Origin of the sequence: Halobellus rarus, from assembly GCF_024494595.1 — an archaeon.
Taxonomy (GTDB): domain Archaea; phylum Halobacteriota; class Halobacteria; order Halobacteriales; family Haloferacaceae; genus Haloquadratum; species Haloquadratum rarum.
The window spans coordinates 214,760-230,087 of record NZ_JANHDI010000004.1 but is presented as its reverse complement, the minus strand read 5'-3'; the positions used below and the strand labels follow the sequence as shown (position 1 = coordinate 230,087).

At 67.3% G+C, this 15,328-nt stretch carries 18 protein-coding genes and 1 tRNA gene; 12 read left to right on the top strand and 7 right to left on the bottom strand.

Annotated features, from left to right (window positions below; genetic code table 11):
* Positions 1-49 precede the first annotated feature (49 nt).
* A complete protein-coding gene (locus tag NO876_RS06265) occupies positions 50-1,186 on the top strand; it encodes a cobalamin-independent methionine synthase II family protein (RefSeq protein ID WP_256420825.1) in 1,137 nt (378 codons plus the stop codon).
* 23 nt (positions 1,187-1,209) lie between these two features.
* On the top strand, positions 1,210-2,070 hold the full coding sequence (locus NO876_RS06260; RefSeq protein WP_256420824.1) for a nucleotidyltransferase domain-containing protein: 861 nt from the start codon (positions 1,210-1,212) through the stop codon (positions 2,068-2,070).
* Here the strand turns inward: NO876_RS06260 and NO876_RS06255 are convergent.
* The 3 genes from NO876_RS06255 to NO876_RS06245 form a co-directional block, all read right to left on the bottom strand.
* Positions 2,050-3,114 (bottom strand): hypothetical protein, encoded by a 1,065-nt coding sequence (locus NO876_RS06255; protein WP_256420823.1) that lies wholly within the window; start codon positions 3,112-3,114, stop codon positions 2,050-2,052. The genes NO876_RS06260 and NO876_RS06255 overlap by 21 nt on opposite strands.
* A 25-nt stretch (positions 3,115-3,139) precedes the next feature.
* Positions 3,140-4,939 (bottom strand): DUF4097 domain-containing protein, encoded by a 1,800-nt coding sequence (locus NO876_RS06250; RefSeq protein ID WP_256420822.1) that lies wholly within the window; start codon positions 4,937-4,939, stop codon positions 3,140-3,142.
* 251 nt (positions 4,940-5,190) lie between these two features.
* Positions 5,191-5,262: transfer RNA gene (locus NO876_RS06245), tRNA-Ala, on the bottom strand.
* Between the two features lie 239 nt (positions 5,263-5,501).
* Between NO876_RS06245 and NO876_RS06240 the strand changes: the two genes are divergently transcribed.
* The 4 genes from NO876_RS06240 to NO876_RS06225 are packed head-to-tail and all read left to right on the top strand — an operon-like array spanning position 5,502 to position 8,257.
* The gene (locus NO876_RS06240) at positions 5,502-5,969 is read left to right on the top strand and encodes a 30S ribosomal protein S15 (protein ID WP_256420821.1); all 468 of its coding nucleotides are present in this window, start codon (positions 5,502-5,504) and stop codon (positions 5,967-5,969) included.
* 15 nt (positions 5,970-5,984) lie between these two features.
* Positions 5,985-7,280: a hypothetical protein gene (locus NO876_RS06235; RefSeq protein WP_256420820.1), complete on the top strand. Its 1,296-nt coding sequence runs from the start codon at positions 5,985-5,987 to the stop codon at positions 7,278-7,280.
* Between the two features lie 49 nt (positions 7,281-7,329).
* Complete coding sequence (locus NO876_RS06230; protein WP_256420819.1) at positions 7,330-7,620, top strand: KEOPS complex subunit Pcc1; 291 nt, start codon at positions 7,330-7,332, stop codon at positions 7,618-7,620.
* Positions 7,613-8,257, top strand: coding sequence for a 30S ribosomal protein S3ae (locus NO876_RS06225; RefSeq protein ID WP_256420818.1), 645 nt, complete (start codon positions 7,613-7,615; stop codon positions 8,255-8,257). The genes NO876_RS06230 and NO876_RS06225 overlap by 8 nt, the downstream gene beginning before the upstream one ends.
* Before the next feature lie 106 nt (positions 8,258-8,363).
* Here NO876_RS06225 and NO876_RS06220 read toward each other — a convergent pair whose 3' ends face one another.
* The gene (locus NO876_RS06220) at positions 8,364-8,810 is read right to left on the bottom strand and encodes a cupredoxin domain-containing protein (RefSeq protein ID WP_256420817.1); all 447 of its coding nucleotides are present in this window, start codon (positions 8,808-8,810) and stop codon (positions 8,364-8,366) included.
* Between the two features lie 134 nt (positions 8,811-8,944).
* Here NO876_RS06220 and NO876_RS06215 point away from each other — a divergent pair, with 134 nt between their 5' ends.
* Positions 8,945-9,646: a protein sorting system archaetidylserine synthase gene (locus NO876_RS06215; RefSeq protein WP_256420816.1), complete on the top strand. Its 702-nt coding sequence runs from the start codon at positions 8,945-8,947 to the stop codon at positions 9,644-9,646.
* 43 nt (positions 9,647-9,689) lie between these two features.
* Here the strand turns inward: NO876_RS06215 and NO876_RS06210 are convergent, their stop codons facing one another.
* The gene (locus NO876_RS06210) at positions 9,690-9,965 is read right to left on the bottom strand and encodes a DUF7111 family protein (protein ID WP_256420815.1); all 276 of its coding nucleotides are present in this window, start codon (positions 9,963-9,965) and stop codon (positions 9,690-9,692) included.
* 148 nt (positions 9,966-10,113) lie between these two features.
* On the opposite strand from NO876_RS06210, the gene NO876_RS06205 reads away from it, so the two are divergent.
* The 5 genes from NO876_RS06205 to dph5 all read left to right on the top strand — a co-directional run bounded on the left by NO876_RS06205 (position 10,114) and on the right by dph5 (position 13,931).
* Positions 10,114-10,407, top strand: a complete 294-nt coding sequence (locus NO876_RS06205; protein WP_256420814.1) for a helix-turn-helix transcriptional regulator — start codon at positions 10,114-10,116, stop codon at positions 10,405-10,407.
* A 397-nt stretch (positions 10,408-10,804) separates the two neighbouring features.
* Complete coding sequence (locus NO876_RS06200; protein WP_256420813.1) at positions 10,805-11,881, top strand: phytoene/squalene synthase family protein; 1,077 nt, start codon at positions 10,805-10,807, stop codon at positions 11,879-11,881.
* Between the two features lie 61 nt (positions 11,882-11,942).
* Complete coding sequence (locus tag NO876_RS06195) at positions 11,943-12,803, top strand: cytochrome c oxidase subunit 3 (RefSeq protein ID WP_256420812.1); 861 nt, start codon at positions 11,943-11,945, stop codon at positions 12,801-12,803.
* A gap of 57 nt (positions 12,804-12,860) precedes the next feature.
* Complete coding sequence (locus NO876_RS06190) at positions 12,861-13,079, top strand: DUF8149 family protein (protein ID WP_256420811.1); 219 nt, start codon at positions 12,861-12,863, stop codon at positions 13,077-13,079.
* A gap of 72 nt (positions 13,080-13,151) precedes the next feature.
* Positions 13,152-13,931, top strand: coding sequence for a diphthine synthase (gene dph5, locus NO876_RS06185; RefSeq protein ID WP_256420810.1), 780 nt, complete (start codon positions 13,152-13,154; stop codon positions 13,929-13,931).
* A gap of 14 nt (positions 13,932-13,945) precedes the next feature.
* Here the strand turns inward: dph5 and NO876_RS06180 are convergent, their stop codons facing one another.
* Both NO876_RS06180 and artA read right to left on the bottom strand, forming a co-directional pair.
* A complete protein-coding gene (locus tag NO876_RS06180; protein ID WP_256420809.1) occupies positions 13,946-14,326 on the bottom strand; it encodes a DUF4260 domain-containing protein in 381 nt (126 codons plus the stop codon).
* 58 nt (positions 14,327-14,384) lie between these two features.
* Entirely contained in the window at positions 14,385-15,308 is a 924-nt protein-coding gene (gene artA / locus NO876_RS06175; RefSeq protein ID WP_256420808.1) for an archaeosortase A, read from the bottom strand.
* Positions 15,309-15,328: the final 20 nt, after the last annotated feature.

Below are 15,328 nucleotides of genomic sequence, written 5' to 3'. Positions count from 1 at the left end.
ATTGCCGCCCCCGACACCCATTTGTGGCCGCCGCGAGACCGTCGAACCGATGTCACCGCCCACGATCCGAACCACGCACGTCGGGAGTCTCCCGCGCTCGGACCGCCTCCGCTCGTTGCTGACCGCCTCCGCGGATCGCGACGACGCGGCGTTCGAGGAGGCCGTCGACGAGTCGGTCCGGGAGGTCGTGCGCCGTCAGGCCGAGGTCGGTATCGACGTCGCCAACGACGGCGAACAGAGCCGCATCGCCTACTCCGTCGACGTCACCAACCGCCTGTCGGGATTCGGCGAGGGGACCGTCGAACGCGCCTGGCCCTCCGACCTCGACGACTTCCCGGAGTACGCCGAGGAACTGCTCGGCGACACGGAGAACATCGGCGGTCCGGTCGCGACGGGGCCGATCGAGTACGTCGGCGAGGACGACCTCCGCCACGATCTCGCCCGGTTCGACGAGGCGGTCGACGCCGAGGGCGTCGCGTTCCCCGCCCGGTTCCACACCGCACCCTCGCCCGGGGCGGTCCTCCGGTTCACCGAGACCGACTACCACGACTCCGACGAGGAGTACCTGTTCGACCTCGCGGAAGCGCTCGCCACGGAGTACGAACTCATCGCCGAGACGGGCGCGGTCCTCCAGATCGACGCTCCCGACCTGCTGGCGGGGTTCACGCTGACGTACAAGGGCGACTCCGTCGACCAGTTCCGCGAGCGCGTCCGCACACACGTCGACGCGCTCAACCGGGCGATCGCCGGGATCCCCGACGAGCAGATCCGGCTGCACGGCTGCTGGGGCAACTACGAGGGCCCGCATCACCACGACGTCGCGCTCGACGAGGTGATCGGCGCGTTCTACGAGGCCGACGTCGGCGGCCTGGTCGTCGAGGGCGCGAACCCGCGGCACCAACACGAGTACCGGACGTTCGAGGAGCACCCGCTGCCGGACGATTGGCGGCTGATCCCGGGCGTGATCGACGTGAAGACCAACGTCGTCGAGCACCCCGAGGTCGTCGCCGAGCGCATCGAGCGTTTCGCCCGCGCTGTGGGCGATCCGGAACGTGTCGTCGCCGGTGCCGACTGCGGCTTCGAGACGGTGGTCGAGGGCGCGAACGCCGTCCACCCCGCCATCGCCTGGAAGAAACTGGAGGCGCTGCGCGAGGGTGCCGATCTGGCGGCCGAGCGGCTGGCCTGAGGGGCGTGGGGGTGAATTCGCCGATGGGCATCGACCTGTCTCTCGACGAGGAGATCCGTTCAGCCCTGTCCGACCGGTCGCGGGACTTCCTGGAGGAACTCGCCGCGGCGCTCGACGAGGACGCGGTCGTCGCCGTCCACCTGTTCGGTAGCGTCGTGTCGGGCGAGGCGACGGCGGTCAGCGACGTCGATCTGGTCGTGGTCCTGGCCTCGGACGTCTCGGAGTCGTACGTCGCGGACGTCGAACGTCGCTGCGAGGAGTTGGCCGCGGTACATCTCGATGCCGGGACCGACGATCCTACGGCGCTCGAACGGGTCGTCGAACGGGCGACCGGGATGTATCGCTCGGGGTTCGTGACCACCGAATCCGCCGTGGCCGCCGGCGACTTTCCCGCGATCTTCGATACGAGTTCGGTCGCCTCGATCGTTGCTCCCTGGCGGACGGTCCTGCTCGGCGTCTTCGAGACGGGAGTCACCATCTACGGCCGGGCCGTCGAACCCCGGTGGGACGAGATCGGCACGCCGTTCGCGTGTCGATACCGCGAACTGCTCCGGAGCCTCGTGACGACGGTCGCCCTCGCCGCGGCGCAGGTGGGGTACGCGCTCGTTTCGCCGCGAGCGATCGACTACTCGCTGGAGGCGGCGAAGTGGACGGCGTACAACTGCGCGTTCCACCTCGACGAGGGCCCTCCTGGTTCCCTCGACCGCGCGCTCGACCTCCTTCCGGCCCCCCCGTGGTATCGCCGTCGATTCCTCGCGCTTCGCGCCGAGCCGGAGCAGGATCTCGGGTTCGTCGTTCTCACCCCGTTCGTTGTCCTCTATGCGCACCTGGTGACGATCGGTCGGGTCAGCCGTTCCGCGCCGTCAGAGGACGGATGCGAGTGACTCGACGGAGTTGATGAGGTCGAGATAGTACACGGCCAGCGAGAAACTCACGCTCCCTCCCAGCCGGACGAGCGAATAGAGGTTGATCGGCCACATATCCATATCGCTCATCTGGTAGAACATCGCGTACATCGAGAGGAGGTTCAGGGCCTCCGAGAGGTTGTTCTCCTCGGCGCGGTACTTCCGCCAGTACTCGCGTTCGACGTCGGCGAACGTCTCCCGCATCAGACTGACCTTCTCGCTTCTGACCTGCAACAACTTCCGCCGTACCAGGACGGTGACCAGTATCGTCCCGACGACGACGACCGCGAGGACGGTCAGAAACAGCACGCTGACGACGACCTGGAACCGCCCGAACGCGGTGAACGTCACGCTGGAGAGGATGACGAAATCGAGCGTCAGGACGCCGATGGCGTACGTCGCCAGTTTCACGATCCCGTTCCCGATCTGCCGGTAGCCGCCGACGCCGTTCGGGTCCAGGAGGTTGATGTCGGCGATGTACGTGGAGTACGCTCTGACGACGACGTACGACCCGCCGAGGACCGGCCCGAAGAACACGCCGTGGGCCGCCCCGAACCCGAAATTCATCCCCAGATACGGATACGCCTCGAAGACGCCCATCCAGTACATAATCGCGCTCACGAACGTCCCGCCGATGACGGCCCCGACTCCCAGAACGACCGGATGATACGAGAGGTAGAGGACGTTCTGGAGATCGCTGTGGATGTCCCGCGGCGTGAGCGACTGGACGAGCGAAACGGGATTGCCGCGGCTCAGTCGGATCAGCGTGGCGAACTCGTCGCCGATATTCCAGAGGACGCGGTGTGAGAGCCGGAGAAACAGGATGGCCGTCCAAACGAGAACGATATCACCGAAGAGCGGGTAGTTGTAGGGGATCCCCGTCTCGGGAAACCCGAACAGCAGCAGGTCGAGCGCGGCCACCACCACCGGGAGCGCCAACGCGACGACGGTCGTCGATACCCGCCGTCCGCCCACGCGGAAAAACTGATCGGGCGGGTAGACGTACGGATACCCACCTGACATATTGCTCCGGTCATCGGAAGCCGTCTTAACCGTTGGGTTCTCCGTCGTCGCAGCGGTCCCTCGGCACGAAACCGAGCCCGCTCGTGCTGTCGCCGCCGACCCCGGAATCCCCGGTCGTGCTGACGCTGACGTCGCCGTCGACGTCGATCCCGCCGGTCGTGCTGACGGTGACGTCGCCGCCGCTGCTCTCGACGCTGATGCCGTCGCCCGAGACGCTGACCTCGGTGCTCGTACCACCGCTCGTGGAGACACTGATGTCCATCCCGGAGGTGTCGACCTCGATCGTGGATCCGAACGTGTCGACGCTGATTCCCGACTCGGTCCGTTCGACGTCGGCGTCGTCGACGTCGCCGCCAATGGTGACGTCACTCCCCGACGTCTCGATCCGCACCGTCGTGTCGTCGTCGGACACCGAGCCTCCGTCGTCTTCCTCGCTCCCGAAGACGTCGGACTCCTCGATGAGCGATCCGTCGTCGCCGTCGCCGAACACCGTCCCCTCGTCGATCCGTCCGTCGGCCTCGACGACCTCGTTCCCGTAGCGTTCACCGAACGCCTCGTCGAGCAGTTCGGTCGCGTCCGTCGCCGCGACCGGCTCCGCGACCGGGTCGCTCGACACGTCACTGACGCCCGGCGGCGACGTCTCCCCGGGGACGCCAGCACTGTTGACGGCCGAATTCAGTTGCTTCTCGATGGGTCGGAACGACCTGCTCCCGGGTTCGTCGCCCACGGCAGCGGCAACGATGCGCTTGAAATCGCGGAAACCGATCGCATCGGTACCACCGTCGATCACCTCCGATAGCGTCGTCGGGTCCGTGATCGATCCGTCCGAGTACCGGTTCATCGACGCGAGCACGTCGGCGAGCGTCGCGGTGCCGTACTCGCGGAGCTGCCGATCGAGCCAGCTCACCACCCGGCTCCCCTTCCGGTACGGGACGTGCGCCGAACTCCACGAGACCGGCGCTCCGAGCGCGTCGGTCTCGCACGTCGACGCGTTGAGCGCGGCGTGACACTCGTCAGCCGAGATCACGCCCCGTTCGTAGGTGAGTCGCGTCGCGTAGTACACCGCCGTCGCCTCGACGATCCACTTCATCGAGGCGTCGGTCCCGAACTCCTGTCGGGTGTGGACGTACTCGTGGACCCAGGTGGCGTTCGGCTTGTCGAGTCGCGAACTGTCCCGGGCCCAGAAGGCGTTTCCGCCGGCGTGGAGCCCACCGGGGCCCCAGTTGACCGGGCGTGTCGGTGCCGCGATCCCGACGACCTCGTCGTCGCGACCGCTGACACGGAGTTCCCGCGCGGCGTGCGCCAGTGCGTCGAGGATGTCGTCCGGCGACTCTCGGAGCGACGCCGCGCGGGGTTCGACGAGCCGGATCCGCTGGCCGGCGGCCCGGCGCGTGTGCTCGCGGTGCGGCCCGAGGTACACCAACCCCCCGTCGCTGCTCGCGATCCCCTCGTCGTCGACGACGAGGCGTCGCTCGAACGTCGGTTCCTCCCCGCGGTGTCGCCACTGGGTGAGCAGGTTCGGCGCTTCGAGGATCGCCCACTCGCCGACGTCGACCGTCGTGGTTCCGGCCGCGCCCGGCCGTGGCTTCTCGGCTGGGACCGTCAGCTTCAGGGTCGGTCTGTCTGCGGCCCCCGTCCAGACGAACCGCTGAGACCCGGACTGTCGGTCGAATCCCTGTGCCTCGTCGACTGTCGTCCACGGGGGGACCTGCACGGAGACGCGGCTGACGTTCGAGGGGATATCGACGGCGACCGACGCGTCGACGTATCCGCGTTCCTCCCGTGCGCGTGACAGCGCGATGTTCTGTCTGAGTGCCCCAGCCATCGTTGCTCGTGTCGACAGCACGATGTGAGGGAACAACCATCTACTCTACGGTACAGCGGCGTCTGTGCAACGGCGTGAACAGATCGGCCGCCACCCCCTCGACTCACCGCCGGACGGCGGCGACCCGCGTTTGGATTCCAAACGCTCTCTCTTTCGTGAGGGAGCGGACTCAAAACTAGAACCGTCGTTATCGGACGTGTTAGAACGTATAATTCGATTCCGCCGTCCCTCGATACGGGAGGTATTAGAAGTGGACTCGGCGGGATTTGAACCCGCGGCCTTCCCCGTGCCAGGGGGATGATCTACCGCTGATCTACGAGCCCTCGTTCGCACTCGTCCGTATTCCGCTTTCGTTCTTAAGGGCTTCGACTTGTGGGATGGCGACCGCGGGTCGGAATCCTTTTGCCGTCGACGCCGGTGGGATCAGTTGGGAACAGCACGGCCGCAAATCTGACTCGCCGCGCTCGCGCGGCTTGGGATTGCGGAAGTGCGATGCCGCCGACACCCGTCGGCGGCGTCACATCGCGTATTCTGCGGTCTGTGCCGTTCCAACCCGACAACAATGGCACGAATGCATACCCGCCGCCGTGGCTCGTCCGGTTCGGACAAGCCGGTGGCAGACGAACCCCCGGAGTGGAGTGATGTCGACCCCGACGACATCGAAGCGCGCGTCGTCGAACTCGCAGAGCAGGGCCACGAGCCCAGTCAGATCGGCCTGAAGCTCCGCGACGAAGGCGTCAAGGGCGTACCCGTCCCCGACGTCAAGGTCGCGACCGGCAAGAAGGTAACCGCGATCCTCGAAGAGAACGACGCGGCCCCGGAGATCCCCGAGGACCTCCGGAACCTGATGGAGCGCGCCGTGGGCCTCCGTCGGCACGTCAACGAGAACCAGCAGGACATGCAGAACAAGCGCGCCCTGCAGAACACCGAATCGAAGATCCGTCGGCTCGTCGACTACTACCGCGGTGACGAACTCGACGAGGACTTCACGTACACGCACGACGTCGCCGTCAAACTCCTCGAGGAGTAAGTCAGTCCCGCTCCGATGTCATCCCAGCCCGACGCCACCGCCGACGCGAACGCCCCCGCAGAGAGCGTCGCAGCGGCGCTCTCGTCGGCCGCGTTCGTCCGCATCGTCGCCCGCGCGGACGGCGACGCACTGGCGGCCGCCGGGTTGCTTGCGCGGGCGCTCCGCGGCGTCGACATCCCGTTCCAGGTCCGCGTCACCTCGCTCGGCACTGACGTGTCGGCGGCGAGTGACGACGGTCTGCTGGTGGCAGTCGGATCCGACCCGTCGGAGGCGGACGTCGCGATCGACGCGGACGGCCCGGCAGCGAGCCGTCGGGCGTACGACGTGGCGACGACGCTCGTCGGCGAGCCCGGACGCATCTCGGGGTCGAACCGGGACGTCGATCCGGTTCTGGCGTTGGCCGGAACTGTCGCCGCGGGCGAGCATCCCGACTCGGTCGCGACCTCGCTCGTCCAGGCCGCGACCGACGCAGGCGCGATCGAGCGCCGCGCGGGCGTGGCGATTCCCGTCGACGACGCCGTCGACGGACTGACCCACTCGACGCTGATACGCGCCCCCTTCTCGGGCGACGAGGACGCTGTCAGAGCCGAACTCTCGTCGATCACCGATACGGACGCGAGGCCGCAGGACGAGGAATCGAGGCGATCCCTCGCTTCGCTCGTCGCGCTCGCCGTGGTCGGTGACGACGAAACGACGGCGCACGGTGCGACCGCGGTCGAGCGGCTGCTTCGCCCGTACGCGACGCCCGACGGTCCGATGGCGACGCTCGGCGGCTTCGCCGACGCGCTGAACGCCGTCGCGGTCGAGCGCCCCGGCGTCGGGGTCGCGCTCGCGCTCGGGCACGGCGGTCGATCGGCCGCGCTCGACGCGTGGCGCACCCACGCGACGGCGGTTCACCGCGCGGTCGACACGGCACACACCGGCCGATACGACGGCGTGTTCGTCGTCCGCGGCGGCGTCAGTGGCGATGGAGGCGACCGTGACGACGGGGGCGACGACGCCGACAACGTCACGGGCGACGGCAGCGACGACGCCGAGGACGCGACCGCCACGCTCGGGCGACTTCGAACGGTCGCCCGACTGGTCCGCGACTTCAGGTCACCGGAACCGCTGGTCGCCGCGCTCGACGACGGCACCGCCGCGCTGGCGGCCCGTGAATCAGGTGCGAGAGAGGCCGCCGCGGCGCTCGCATCGGAGTTCGCGACAGCGACCGCGGCGTGGTCCGGCGGTCCGACCCAGGCGGTCGCGCGGTTCGATCCGGAGACGCCGGACGCCGACGTCATCGCCGCGATCAGGGAGGCGTCGCGATGACCCGGGACGATTCGAACGGAGCGGCGGAGACTGACTCGGAGGAGAGACGATGACGAACGACAGCACAGAGACGGAACCGAACGCGACGGACGCGGCTCGCGAGTGCGAGTCGCGGACGGCCCGCCTGCGGACGACGCACGCCGACGCCGAGACGGTGGCGGCGGCGATCCGTCCGGACAACACCGATTCGATGGAGACAGCCGTCGAGGGCGACACCCTCGTGACGGACATCTCCCGCGAGACGGCCGGCGGGTTGCAGTCCACGGTGGACGACACCGTGGTCAACCTGACGGTGGCAGACGCCATCGTCGATACGACACGGACACACATCTATGAGTGAACGATCAGTTTCGAAGCAGAAGAGCGGCAAGCGATGGTACACCCTCATCGCGCCGGAGCAGTTCGACCGGACCGAGATCGGCTCGACCTTCGCGGACGAACCCGAGAAGGTCGACGGTCGGACCGTCGAGGTCACCCTCGGCGACATCACCGGCGATCAGGGAGAGAACAACACGAAGCTCACTTTCAAAGTGAACGAGGTCACGAGCGACGCGGCCTACACCGAGTTCGTCAAACACGAACTCGCGCGCGACTACGTCCGCAGCCTCGTCCGCCGCGGGGCCTCGAAGGTCGACGTGGCGATCACGGTGCTGACGACGGACGACTATCGCGTCCAGCTTCAGCCCGTGGCGTTCACGACGAAGAAGGCCGACCGCAGCCAGGAGAAGGCGATCCGTCGAGTGATGATCGACCTCGTCGAGGAGGCCGCCGCCGAGCGGACCTTCGACGAACTCGTCGACAGCGTCATCGAGGGACGGCTCTCCTCGGCCATCTACGGCGAAGCGAAGACGATCTACCCGCTCCGCCGGGTCGAGGTGCAGAAGCTCACTCTCGAAGCGCGACCCGAAGAGGTCGCGGCCGAGGAAGAGGCCGCCGTCGACGTCGACGAGGAAGACGTCGCGGTCGACGACGCCTGATTCGGTCCGCGAACGATTCGTTTTTTTTCGCGGTATCGGTTCCCAGCCACTGCCTCCTCCGCGAGGTGCGCCGCTGTCCAGCGAGTGACCGCGTCACGCGGCTATCCTACTCCTCGACGACGATGGTCCCGACCATTCCCGCCTGCTCGTGCGGGATGCAGAAGTACTGGTACTCGCCGGGGGTCTCGAAGGTGTGCGACCACGTCTCTCCGCTGTCGATAGCGCCGCCGAACTCCGAGGTGAACGCGTCGCGGGCCTCCTGTGTCGTCTCGTAGCCGCCGCTGGCGAAGAACTCGGCGTCTTCGGGGATCCCCGAGTCGTAGGCGGTGACGGTGTGCCCGCGCGAACTCGTGTTCCGCCAGACGACCGTCTCGCCGACCGAAATTGTGAACTCCGGCGGATCGAACGCGACCGCGGTCATCCCGACGTCGTAGTCGTCCTCAGCGCTCGATCCCGAACAGCCGGCGAGGCCTCCCGTAGCCGCCGCGCCGAGTCCCCCGAGGACGCGCCGACGAGAGAGACGACCGCTATCCGACGCTCGCTGCCCTGTCATACCTGAGGCTCAGGATGCGAGCGCTAAATGCGGACCGATCCGGACGCGGCGATCGGCGTCACAACCCACGGCGCGGAGACCGACCTCCAGTCCGGATGTAAAGAGGTAAACCCGTCCTCCGTGACGGCGGAGGTATGAAGCCGCGGTTCGTCGGTCGCGTGGGCCTCGCCGACGCGGTGACCGTCTCCAACGCCGCGCTCGGATTCGTCGCGGCGGTCGCTGCGACTGTCGACGTCGAACTCGCCGCCCGAGTCCTCCTGCTCGCGGCGATCGCGGACGCCCTCGACGGCGTCGTGGCGCGGCGGCGCGGCGGGACGGAGGTCGGCCCCTACCTCGACTCGCTGGCGGACGTCGCCTCCTTCGGCGTCGCGCCCGCGCTGTTGGTCTCGATGGCGGTGTCGACGTCGTGGGGGCTGACCGGCGGGCGCGGACTCGTCGCCCTCGCGGGCGGGGCGCTCTTCGTCGCCGCCGCGGTCACGCGACTCGGCCTCTACACCGCCTACGACAGCGACGACGCCGAGACGGAGGGCGTCCAGACGACGCTCGCGGCGACGATCATCGGTGCGACCGTGCTCGCGGGTTTCACGAGTCCGCTCGTCCTCGTTCCGCTGGTGTACCTGCTGGCGGCGCTGATGCTCGCGCCGATCACCTATCCGGACCTGCACGCACAGGACGCGCTCGTGATGGGGATCGTCCAGGCGGCGGCGATCCTCCTCGCCGGGCGGATGGGCGAACGGCTCGTCGGTGCCATCGGCGAGGGGTTCGCCTTCGGGCTCCTGTTCCTCTCGCTCGCGTACCTCTTTCTCGGGCCGCGGTTCTACTGGCGGCGGGACTGAGCGCGACGCGACGACCTGCCGCCGGTGCGGAACCTCGATCCGCTCACATCCCCATATCGGAGGCGGCGTCGGGAATCGGCAGGTCGTGCGGCGAGACGCCGAGCAGTTCCGCGGCGTGATCCAGCGCCATCTCGAAGCCGTAGTACCGTTCGAGTTCGTCGCCGTCGGCGCTCGGGCGCACCTTCAGCATCGCGTACCCCTCGATGTTCTGCGCGATCGCCGCGGCGTTGCCGTCGCTCTGGAACGTGAGCAGTCGCTCGGTCTCGGTCTCCTCGTACCGCGCGGTGATCCCGTTTGCGCTCGCCTCGCGTTCTCCCATAGCCGGCGTTTGGCGTCGGGGAAGTCGAACCTACCGGTTCGAACCGAGGGGTGATCCGCGACCGGCAGCGTCTCGCGCCGGAGGCGATCGGGTCGAGCCGGGACGGCGAACCGAAAGTGACGTCACCGCCCCGACCGTCCTCCCGACGATGTCGCGGTGGCTCCAGAGCGGTCGACGACGAGATCTGTGCGCACTGCTCTACGAGGCGGGGGAACTCCGCGGACAGAAGCTCAAGACGGCGCTCGAACGACACTACGAGACCCGACTCGATCCGAAGTCGTTCTACGGTAGTCTCGACGCGCTCGTCGACCGCGGCCTCGTCGCCTGCGAAACCGAGGGGATCCACGACGTCTACCGTCTCACGGAGGCGGGTGTCCGGGGCGTGGAATCGCACCACGCGTGGCTCACCGAGCGACTGGACGGACGGGACGTCGACGGCTGAGGAACGCACCGCCGGCGACTGCGAGAGCGTCGCTGACGGTTGCATTTGGGGGCGTCGTCGACGAATTCGCCGGAGGAGAGCGTACCAGACCTCGCGATCACTTCGGGAAATCACTCGCGGGTCCGTCCGGGAGTACTGGGCGAACAGTCGGCACACGCGGCGGGCGATCGCGCCCGACTCCCGCGCTGACGTGCCGAACGGCCGCGGAGCAGCGCGAGATGGCTCCTACGTCACGGGGACGGTGGCCGCGCCATAGTATATAAACCCACGCCGGAACCGCAGCCGGCAGGTCCGAAGTCGGACAGTCCGTCCGCGTCTCTCTCCGGAGGAGTCACCGAGAAACCGATCTACCCCACGAAGCTTTTTATCCCGCCCTTCGTAGGGGCTGACACTCCGAATGTCTCAGCAGGATGAACGCCCCCGAGTCGACCAAGCCGATCTACAGTGGTGTCACGAATCGGTGCAGGGGGTTTCTCGTACCTTCGCGCTCACGGTGGACGTGCTCGACGAACCGATGTCGTCGTACATCTGTCTCGGGTATCTCGTCTGCCGGATCGCGGACACCGTCGAAGACGCCTCGCACATCCCACCGACCGACCAGGCCGAACTGCTCCGCACGTACGACGCCGTCCTCGACCCCGACGACGACACGGACGCCGAGCGGTTCGCGAACGAGGTCGAACCGCACCTCCCCGAGGCCGAGGAGATGACCGACGACTGGGCGGTCGTACGCGATTCGCCGCGAGTGCTGCAGACCTTCCAGAGCCTCCCCGAAGACGTCCAGAACGCCGTCGTCCCGCCGGCGCGGGAACTCGTCCAGGGGATGGCCGAGTTCGTCGAGCGTTACGACGACCAGGGCGGACTCCGAATTCAGACTCGCAGCGAGTTAGAGGAGTACTGTTACTACGCCGCCGGGACGGTCGGCAACCTCATCACGAACCTCGTGACGCGCCACGACGTCACCGCCGACCGCCGTCGCCGGCTGTACGACACCGCCGAGGAATTCGGACTGCTCCTGCAACTCGTCAATATCTCGAAGGACGTCTACGACGACTACACCGCCGAGGACAACGTGTATCTCCCGGCAGAGTGGCTCCGCGACGCCGGCGTCCCGCAGGAGGAGGTCCTCGACGACGAACACGAGGAGAACGCCGCCTCGGTCGTGCGCAGGACGGCCGAGTTCGCGGGGTCGTTCCTCGACGACGCACAGACGTACCTGGAGACGGTGCCGCTCCGCGACGGCAACACCCTCGAGGCGTGGGCCATCCCGTTCCTCCTCGCCGTCGGAACGCTCCGGGAACTGCTCTCGCGGCCCGAAGACGCGCTCTCCGCGAAGGGCGTGAAGATCTCCAGACAGGAGGTGCTCGCGGTCGTCACCGAAATGCGAAACGGTGGCAGTCGCGACTCCCTGGAGGAACTCCGACGGGATGTCGCCGCGGGTCCGTACCACGCGTCCCCGTCGAACGCCGACTGATCGCCGCCGGCGGTCGCGTGTTTTGGGAGGCTTTTTAGTCGTCGGATCGAAACGGTCGTCTATGGGTACCGAAGAAGCACACGACGACCACGGACACCACCTCCCCGCGGTGGAGGACTGGCCCCGTGGGTTCGGTGAGGCGAGTTGGTGGCCGTTCGTCACCGCGCTCGGTGCGGCCGGAGTCTACGTCGCGGCCGCGCTGTACATCCTCGGACGCGGCGACGGCGCGATCGTCAGCCCGATCGCCGGGCCCGCCGCGCTCGTCGTCACGATCGGCATCTTTCTGGTCGGACTGTACGGCTGGGTGTATCACGCCTTCGTGATCAAGTTCTGGGAGCGCGACGCCGACGCCAAGAGCGCGAACAAGCTACGCTGGGGAATGCTCGCGTTCCTCGGCTCGGAACTGGCGACGTTCGGCGCGCTGTTCGGCTACTACTTCTACATCCGCGCCGGCGACTGGGGATCGATATTCGTTGGCGTGCCGGACCTGACGACGTCGCTCGTCATCGGCAACACGCTCATCTTGATCCTCTCGTCGATCACGCTGCACTACGCGCACGTGGCGATCCGGGACAACGACCGCGCGAAGTTCATCGGGGGTCTCGCCGTCACGCTGCTTCTCGGCGTGGTCTTCATCGGCGGACAGATCTACGAGTACTACGAGTTCATCATCCACGAGGGCTTCACGCTGACGTCTGGCTTCTTCGCCTCGGCGTTCTTCGGCCTCACCGGCCTGCACGGACTCCACGTCAGCCTCGGTGCGGTGCTCCTCGGTATCGTCTTCGTCCGGGCGCTCCTCGGACAGTACTCCGCCGAACGGCACGTCTCCGTCAGCACGGCGTCGATGTACTGGCACTTCGTCGACGTCGTCTGGGTGTTCCTCGTCGTCGTCCTCTACGTCGGCGCGGAAGTCGGCGCCTGAGCGCCGACACTCTGCCAAACCGGACCAGTTTTTACGATCGTCGCCCGACTGTCAGGTATGACCGACGAGGAGACCGACGACGAGCCGACAGTCCCGATCGTCTGTGAGGACTGCGGGACGACCTCGCGAGTGCCGCTGTCGGAGCTCCGAGAATCGATCGACACGCACAACGAACACCGCCACGACGGCGAGGAGATCGCCCAGGTCGATCCCGTCCTCGCCGACGCGCTCGCGGACGCCGTCGCCGACGACCTCGGATTACTCGACGCCGAATAGCGTCCGCAGTCCGGTCACGCTTCCGGAGACGCCTTTCAGGCCGTTTTTACGCACTGCCCGCCCAGTGACCCTATGCTCACGTTCATCGGTCTCGGTCTCTACGACGAGCGGTCGATCACCGTCGAGGGCCGGGACGCGATCGCCGACGTCGACCGCGCGTTCGCGGAGTTCTACACGAGTCACCTGGTGGGTGCGACCGTCGATGACCTCTCGGAGGCGAACGGTCTCGACATCGAGGTCCGTGAACGCGCGGGCGTCGAACAGCACCCCGAGGAGATCCTCGACGCCGCGGAAGACGACCACGTCGCCTTCCTCACCGCCGGCGACACGATGATCTCGACGACCCACGTCGACCTCCGACTCCGCGCGATCGAACGCGGCATCGAGACGCGCGTCGTCCACGGCGTCACGGCGCAGACGGCCGCCAGCGGGCTCACCGGCCTCCAGAACTACCGCTTCGGGAAGGCCGTCACGCTCCCGTTCCCCTACGCGCACGGGGCCGACGGCGTCCCGGGGAGCGTCGTCGACTCCATCGAGGCCAACCGCGAACGCGGCCTTCACACCGTCGTCTACCTCGATATCAAGGCCGACCGAGGGGAGTATATGACCGCGGACGTCGCGAGCGAGATGCTCGCCGAGAACTGGCAGGACGTCCTCGGCGTCGTCGTCGCCCGCGCGGGGAGTCCAGAGCCCACCGTCGCGGCCGATCGCCTCTCCGAACTGGCCGAACGCGACTTCGGCGAACCCTTGCACCTGCTCGTGATTCCGGGCGACCTCCATCACCTCGAATCCGACGCGCTCGCGACGCTCGGGGACGCGCCCGCGGACGTGCTGGCCAAAAACGAACCGTGAACCGTCGACGCTGATTACTTCACTGACGCGGCCGTTTCGACCTCCGGCCGCGGCGACAGGTGCGTGTCACCGAATCCGGATTCGAACTTGAGGCCGTATCCGACGAGCCGGTCCGCACCGATGTGGCTCGCCCAGACGAGTGCGACGAGGACGGCGACGTCGACACCGAACTGCAGGCCCACAACGACGAGAGCGAGCGGCAGCGCGTAGGTGTGGAAGACGTTGTACGTGAGACTCCCGACTCGCCCCCCGAAGAGATAGCCGAGCATCGAGAGGTCCGGCGCCAGGGCGAGGACCGCGAAGAGCCAGAGCGGCCCATCGAGCGTGAAATAGCCGGCCAGAGACGCAGAGAGAACGGCCAGACCTTCGAGACGGAGAAACGTTCGTGGATGCATACGCGCTATCACGTTGTCTCGGGAGAAATGCTCGTCGGCGGCTCTCGACCGTTCTCGGTCAGGCGTTCGGCCGGTTCAGCCCGAGTTCGGATTCGAGGTCGTACTCGTCACCGGTCACCAGGAAGAGCACGTCCTCGATGATCGTCAGCAACTCGGGGAGTTCGCGGACGACGAGGTAGGTGATCCCGACGAGGACGACGACCGCGAGCAGCTGGCTGATGATCCGATCCGAGATGAAAAACGAGACCATATAGGGGTCCGAAGAGCCGAACATAAGCAGGATCTCGTCGACGAACCACTGCATGTATTGTTTCCCAAAGGCGATGGTGATGAACGTCGTCCGAAGCAGGTTCAGCGCGTAGATGATCGGGACGGCGATGGCCATCGCGCGGAGTTTTCGACGGAGCGGGGCCTTCACCGCGGCGATCAGCCCGGCGAAGATGGCGATGCTTCCCAGTCCCGTACACGCGAGGACGACTGCGACGGTCAGTCGGTGGTCGCCGTCCATGAAGAGGAAGGTGTTGTGATACCCCTGGTCGCCGACGATCATCTCCGGGTGGTAGCCGAACGCGTTCACCAGGAACGCCGTCTGGTCGGCGACGGTCTCCATCAGCACGCCGCGGGGCGCGGGCACCGCAAGCCCCAGGAGCGTGAACGCCGGGATCGTCTCGAACGGGAGGTAGATGATCCCCATCGCCGCGACGGCCCGAGAGAGCACGAACAGCGAGTCGCGGCCGCCCCACAGCAGGTAGCCGGTGTACAGCGAGGCCGGGACGGCGGCGACCGCGAGGATGCCCTCGACGTAGCTCTTGTGGACGAACGCGAAGTGCGGGACCAGTTGCAGCCAGAAGACCGCGAAACCGACCCACGCGGCGACCGTGGCGTAGCGCGCGAACCGCTCGTTCCGGTCGGCAGAGAGCGCTCCGACGGCGAACGTCAGGATGACGACCCACGCGAGCGCGTCGGAGAGAGGGCCGGGCATAGGTGTGGGCACGCGGTTGA

Bases quoted from the DNA above. Each gene is read 5' to 3' on its own strand.
- NO876_RS06255 (WP_256420823.1), bottom strand. From the start codon at position 3,114: ATGTCAGGTGGGTATCCGTACGTCTACCCGCCCGATCAGTTTTTCCGC.
- NO876_RS06220 (WP_256420817.1), bottom strand. From the start codon at position 8,810: ATGACAGGGCAGCGAGCGTCGGATAGCGGTCGTCTCTCTCGTCGGCGC.
- NO876_RS06180 (WP_256420809.1), bottom strand. From the start codon at position 14,326: ATGCATCCACGAACGTTTCTCCGTCTCGAAGGTCTGGCCGTTCTCTCT.
- NO876_RS06195 (WP_256420812.1), top strand. From the start codon at position 11,943: ATGGGTACCGAAGAAGCACACGACGACCACGGACACCACCTCCCCGCG.
- NO876_RS06250 (WP_256420822.1), bottom strand. From the start codon at position 4,939: ATGGCTGGGGCACTCAGACAGAACATCGCGCTGTCACGCGCACGGGAG.
- NO876_RS06230 (WP_256420819.1), top strand. From the start codon at position 7,330: ATGACGAACGACAGCACAGAGACGGAACCGAACGCGACGGACGCGGCT.
- NO876_RS06205 (WP_256420814.1), top strand. From the start codon at position 10,114: ATGTCGCGGTGGCTCCAGAGCGGTCGACGACGAGATCTGTGCGCACTG.
- NO876_RS06260 (WP_256420824.1), top strand. From the start codon at position 1,210: ATGGGCATCGACCTGTCTCTCGACGAGGAGATCCGTTCAGCCCTGTCC.
- NO876_RS06240 (WP_256420821.1), top strand. From the start codon at position 5,502: ATGGCACGAATGCATACCCGCCGCCGTGGCTCGTCCGGTTCGGACAAG.
- artA (WP_256420808.1), bottom strand. From the start codon at position 15,308: ATGCCCGGCCCTCTCTCCGACGCGCTCGCGTGGGTCGTCATCCTGACG.
- NO876_RS06190 (WP_256420811.1), top strand. From the start codon at position 12,861: ATGACCGACGAGGAGACCGACGACGAGCCGACAGTCCCGATCGTCTGT.
- NO876_RS06235 (WP_256420820.1), top strand. From the start codon at position 5,985: ATGTCATCCCAGCCCGACGCCACCGCCGACGCGAACGCCCCCGCAGAG.
- NO876_RS06200 (WP_256420813.1), top strand. From the start codon at position 10,805: ATGTCTCAGCAGGATGAACGCCCCCGAGTCGACCAAGCCGATCTACAG.
- NO876_RS06215 (WP_256420816.1), top strand. From the start codon at position 8,945: ATGAAGCCGCGGTTCGTCGGTCGCGTGGGCCTCGCCGACGCGGTGACC.
- NO876_RS06210 (WP_256420815.1), bottom strand. From the start codon at position 9,965: ATGGGAGAACGCGAGGCGAGCGCAAACGGGATCACCGCGCGGTACGAG.
- NO876_RS06225 (WP_256420818.1), top strand. From the start codon at position 7,613: ATGAGTGAACGATCAGTTTCGAAGCAGAAGAGCGGCAAGCGATGGTAC.
- dph5 (WP_256420810.1), top strand. From the start codon at position 13,152: ATGCTCACGTTCATCGGTCTCGGTCTCTACGACGAGCGGTCGATCACC.
- NO876_RS06265 (WP_256420825.1), top strand. From the start codon at position 50: ATGTCACCGCCCACGATCCGAACCACGCACGTCGGGAGTCTCCCGCGC.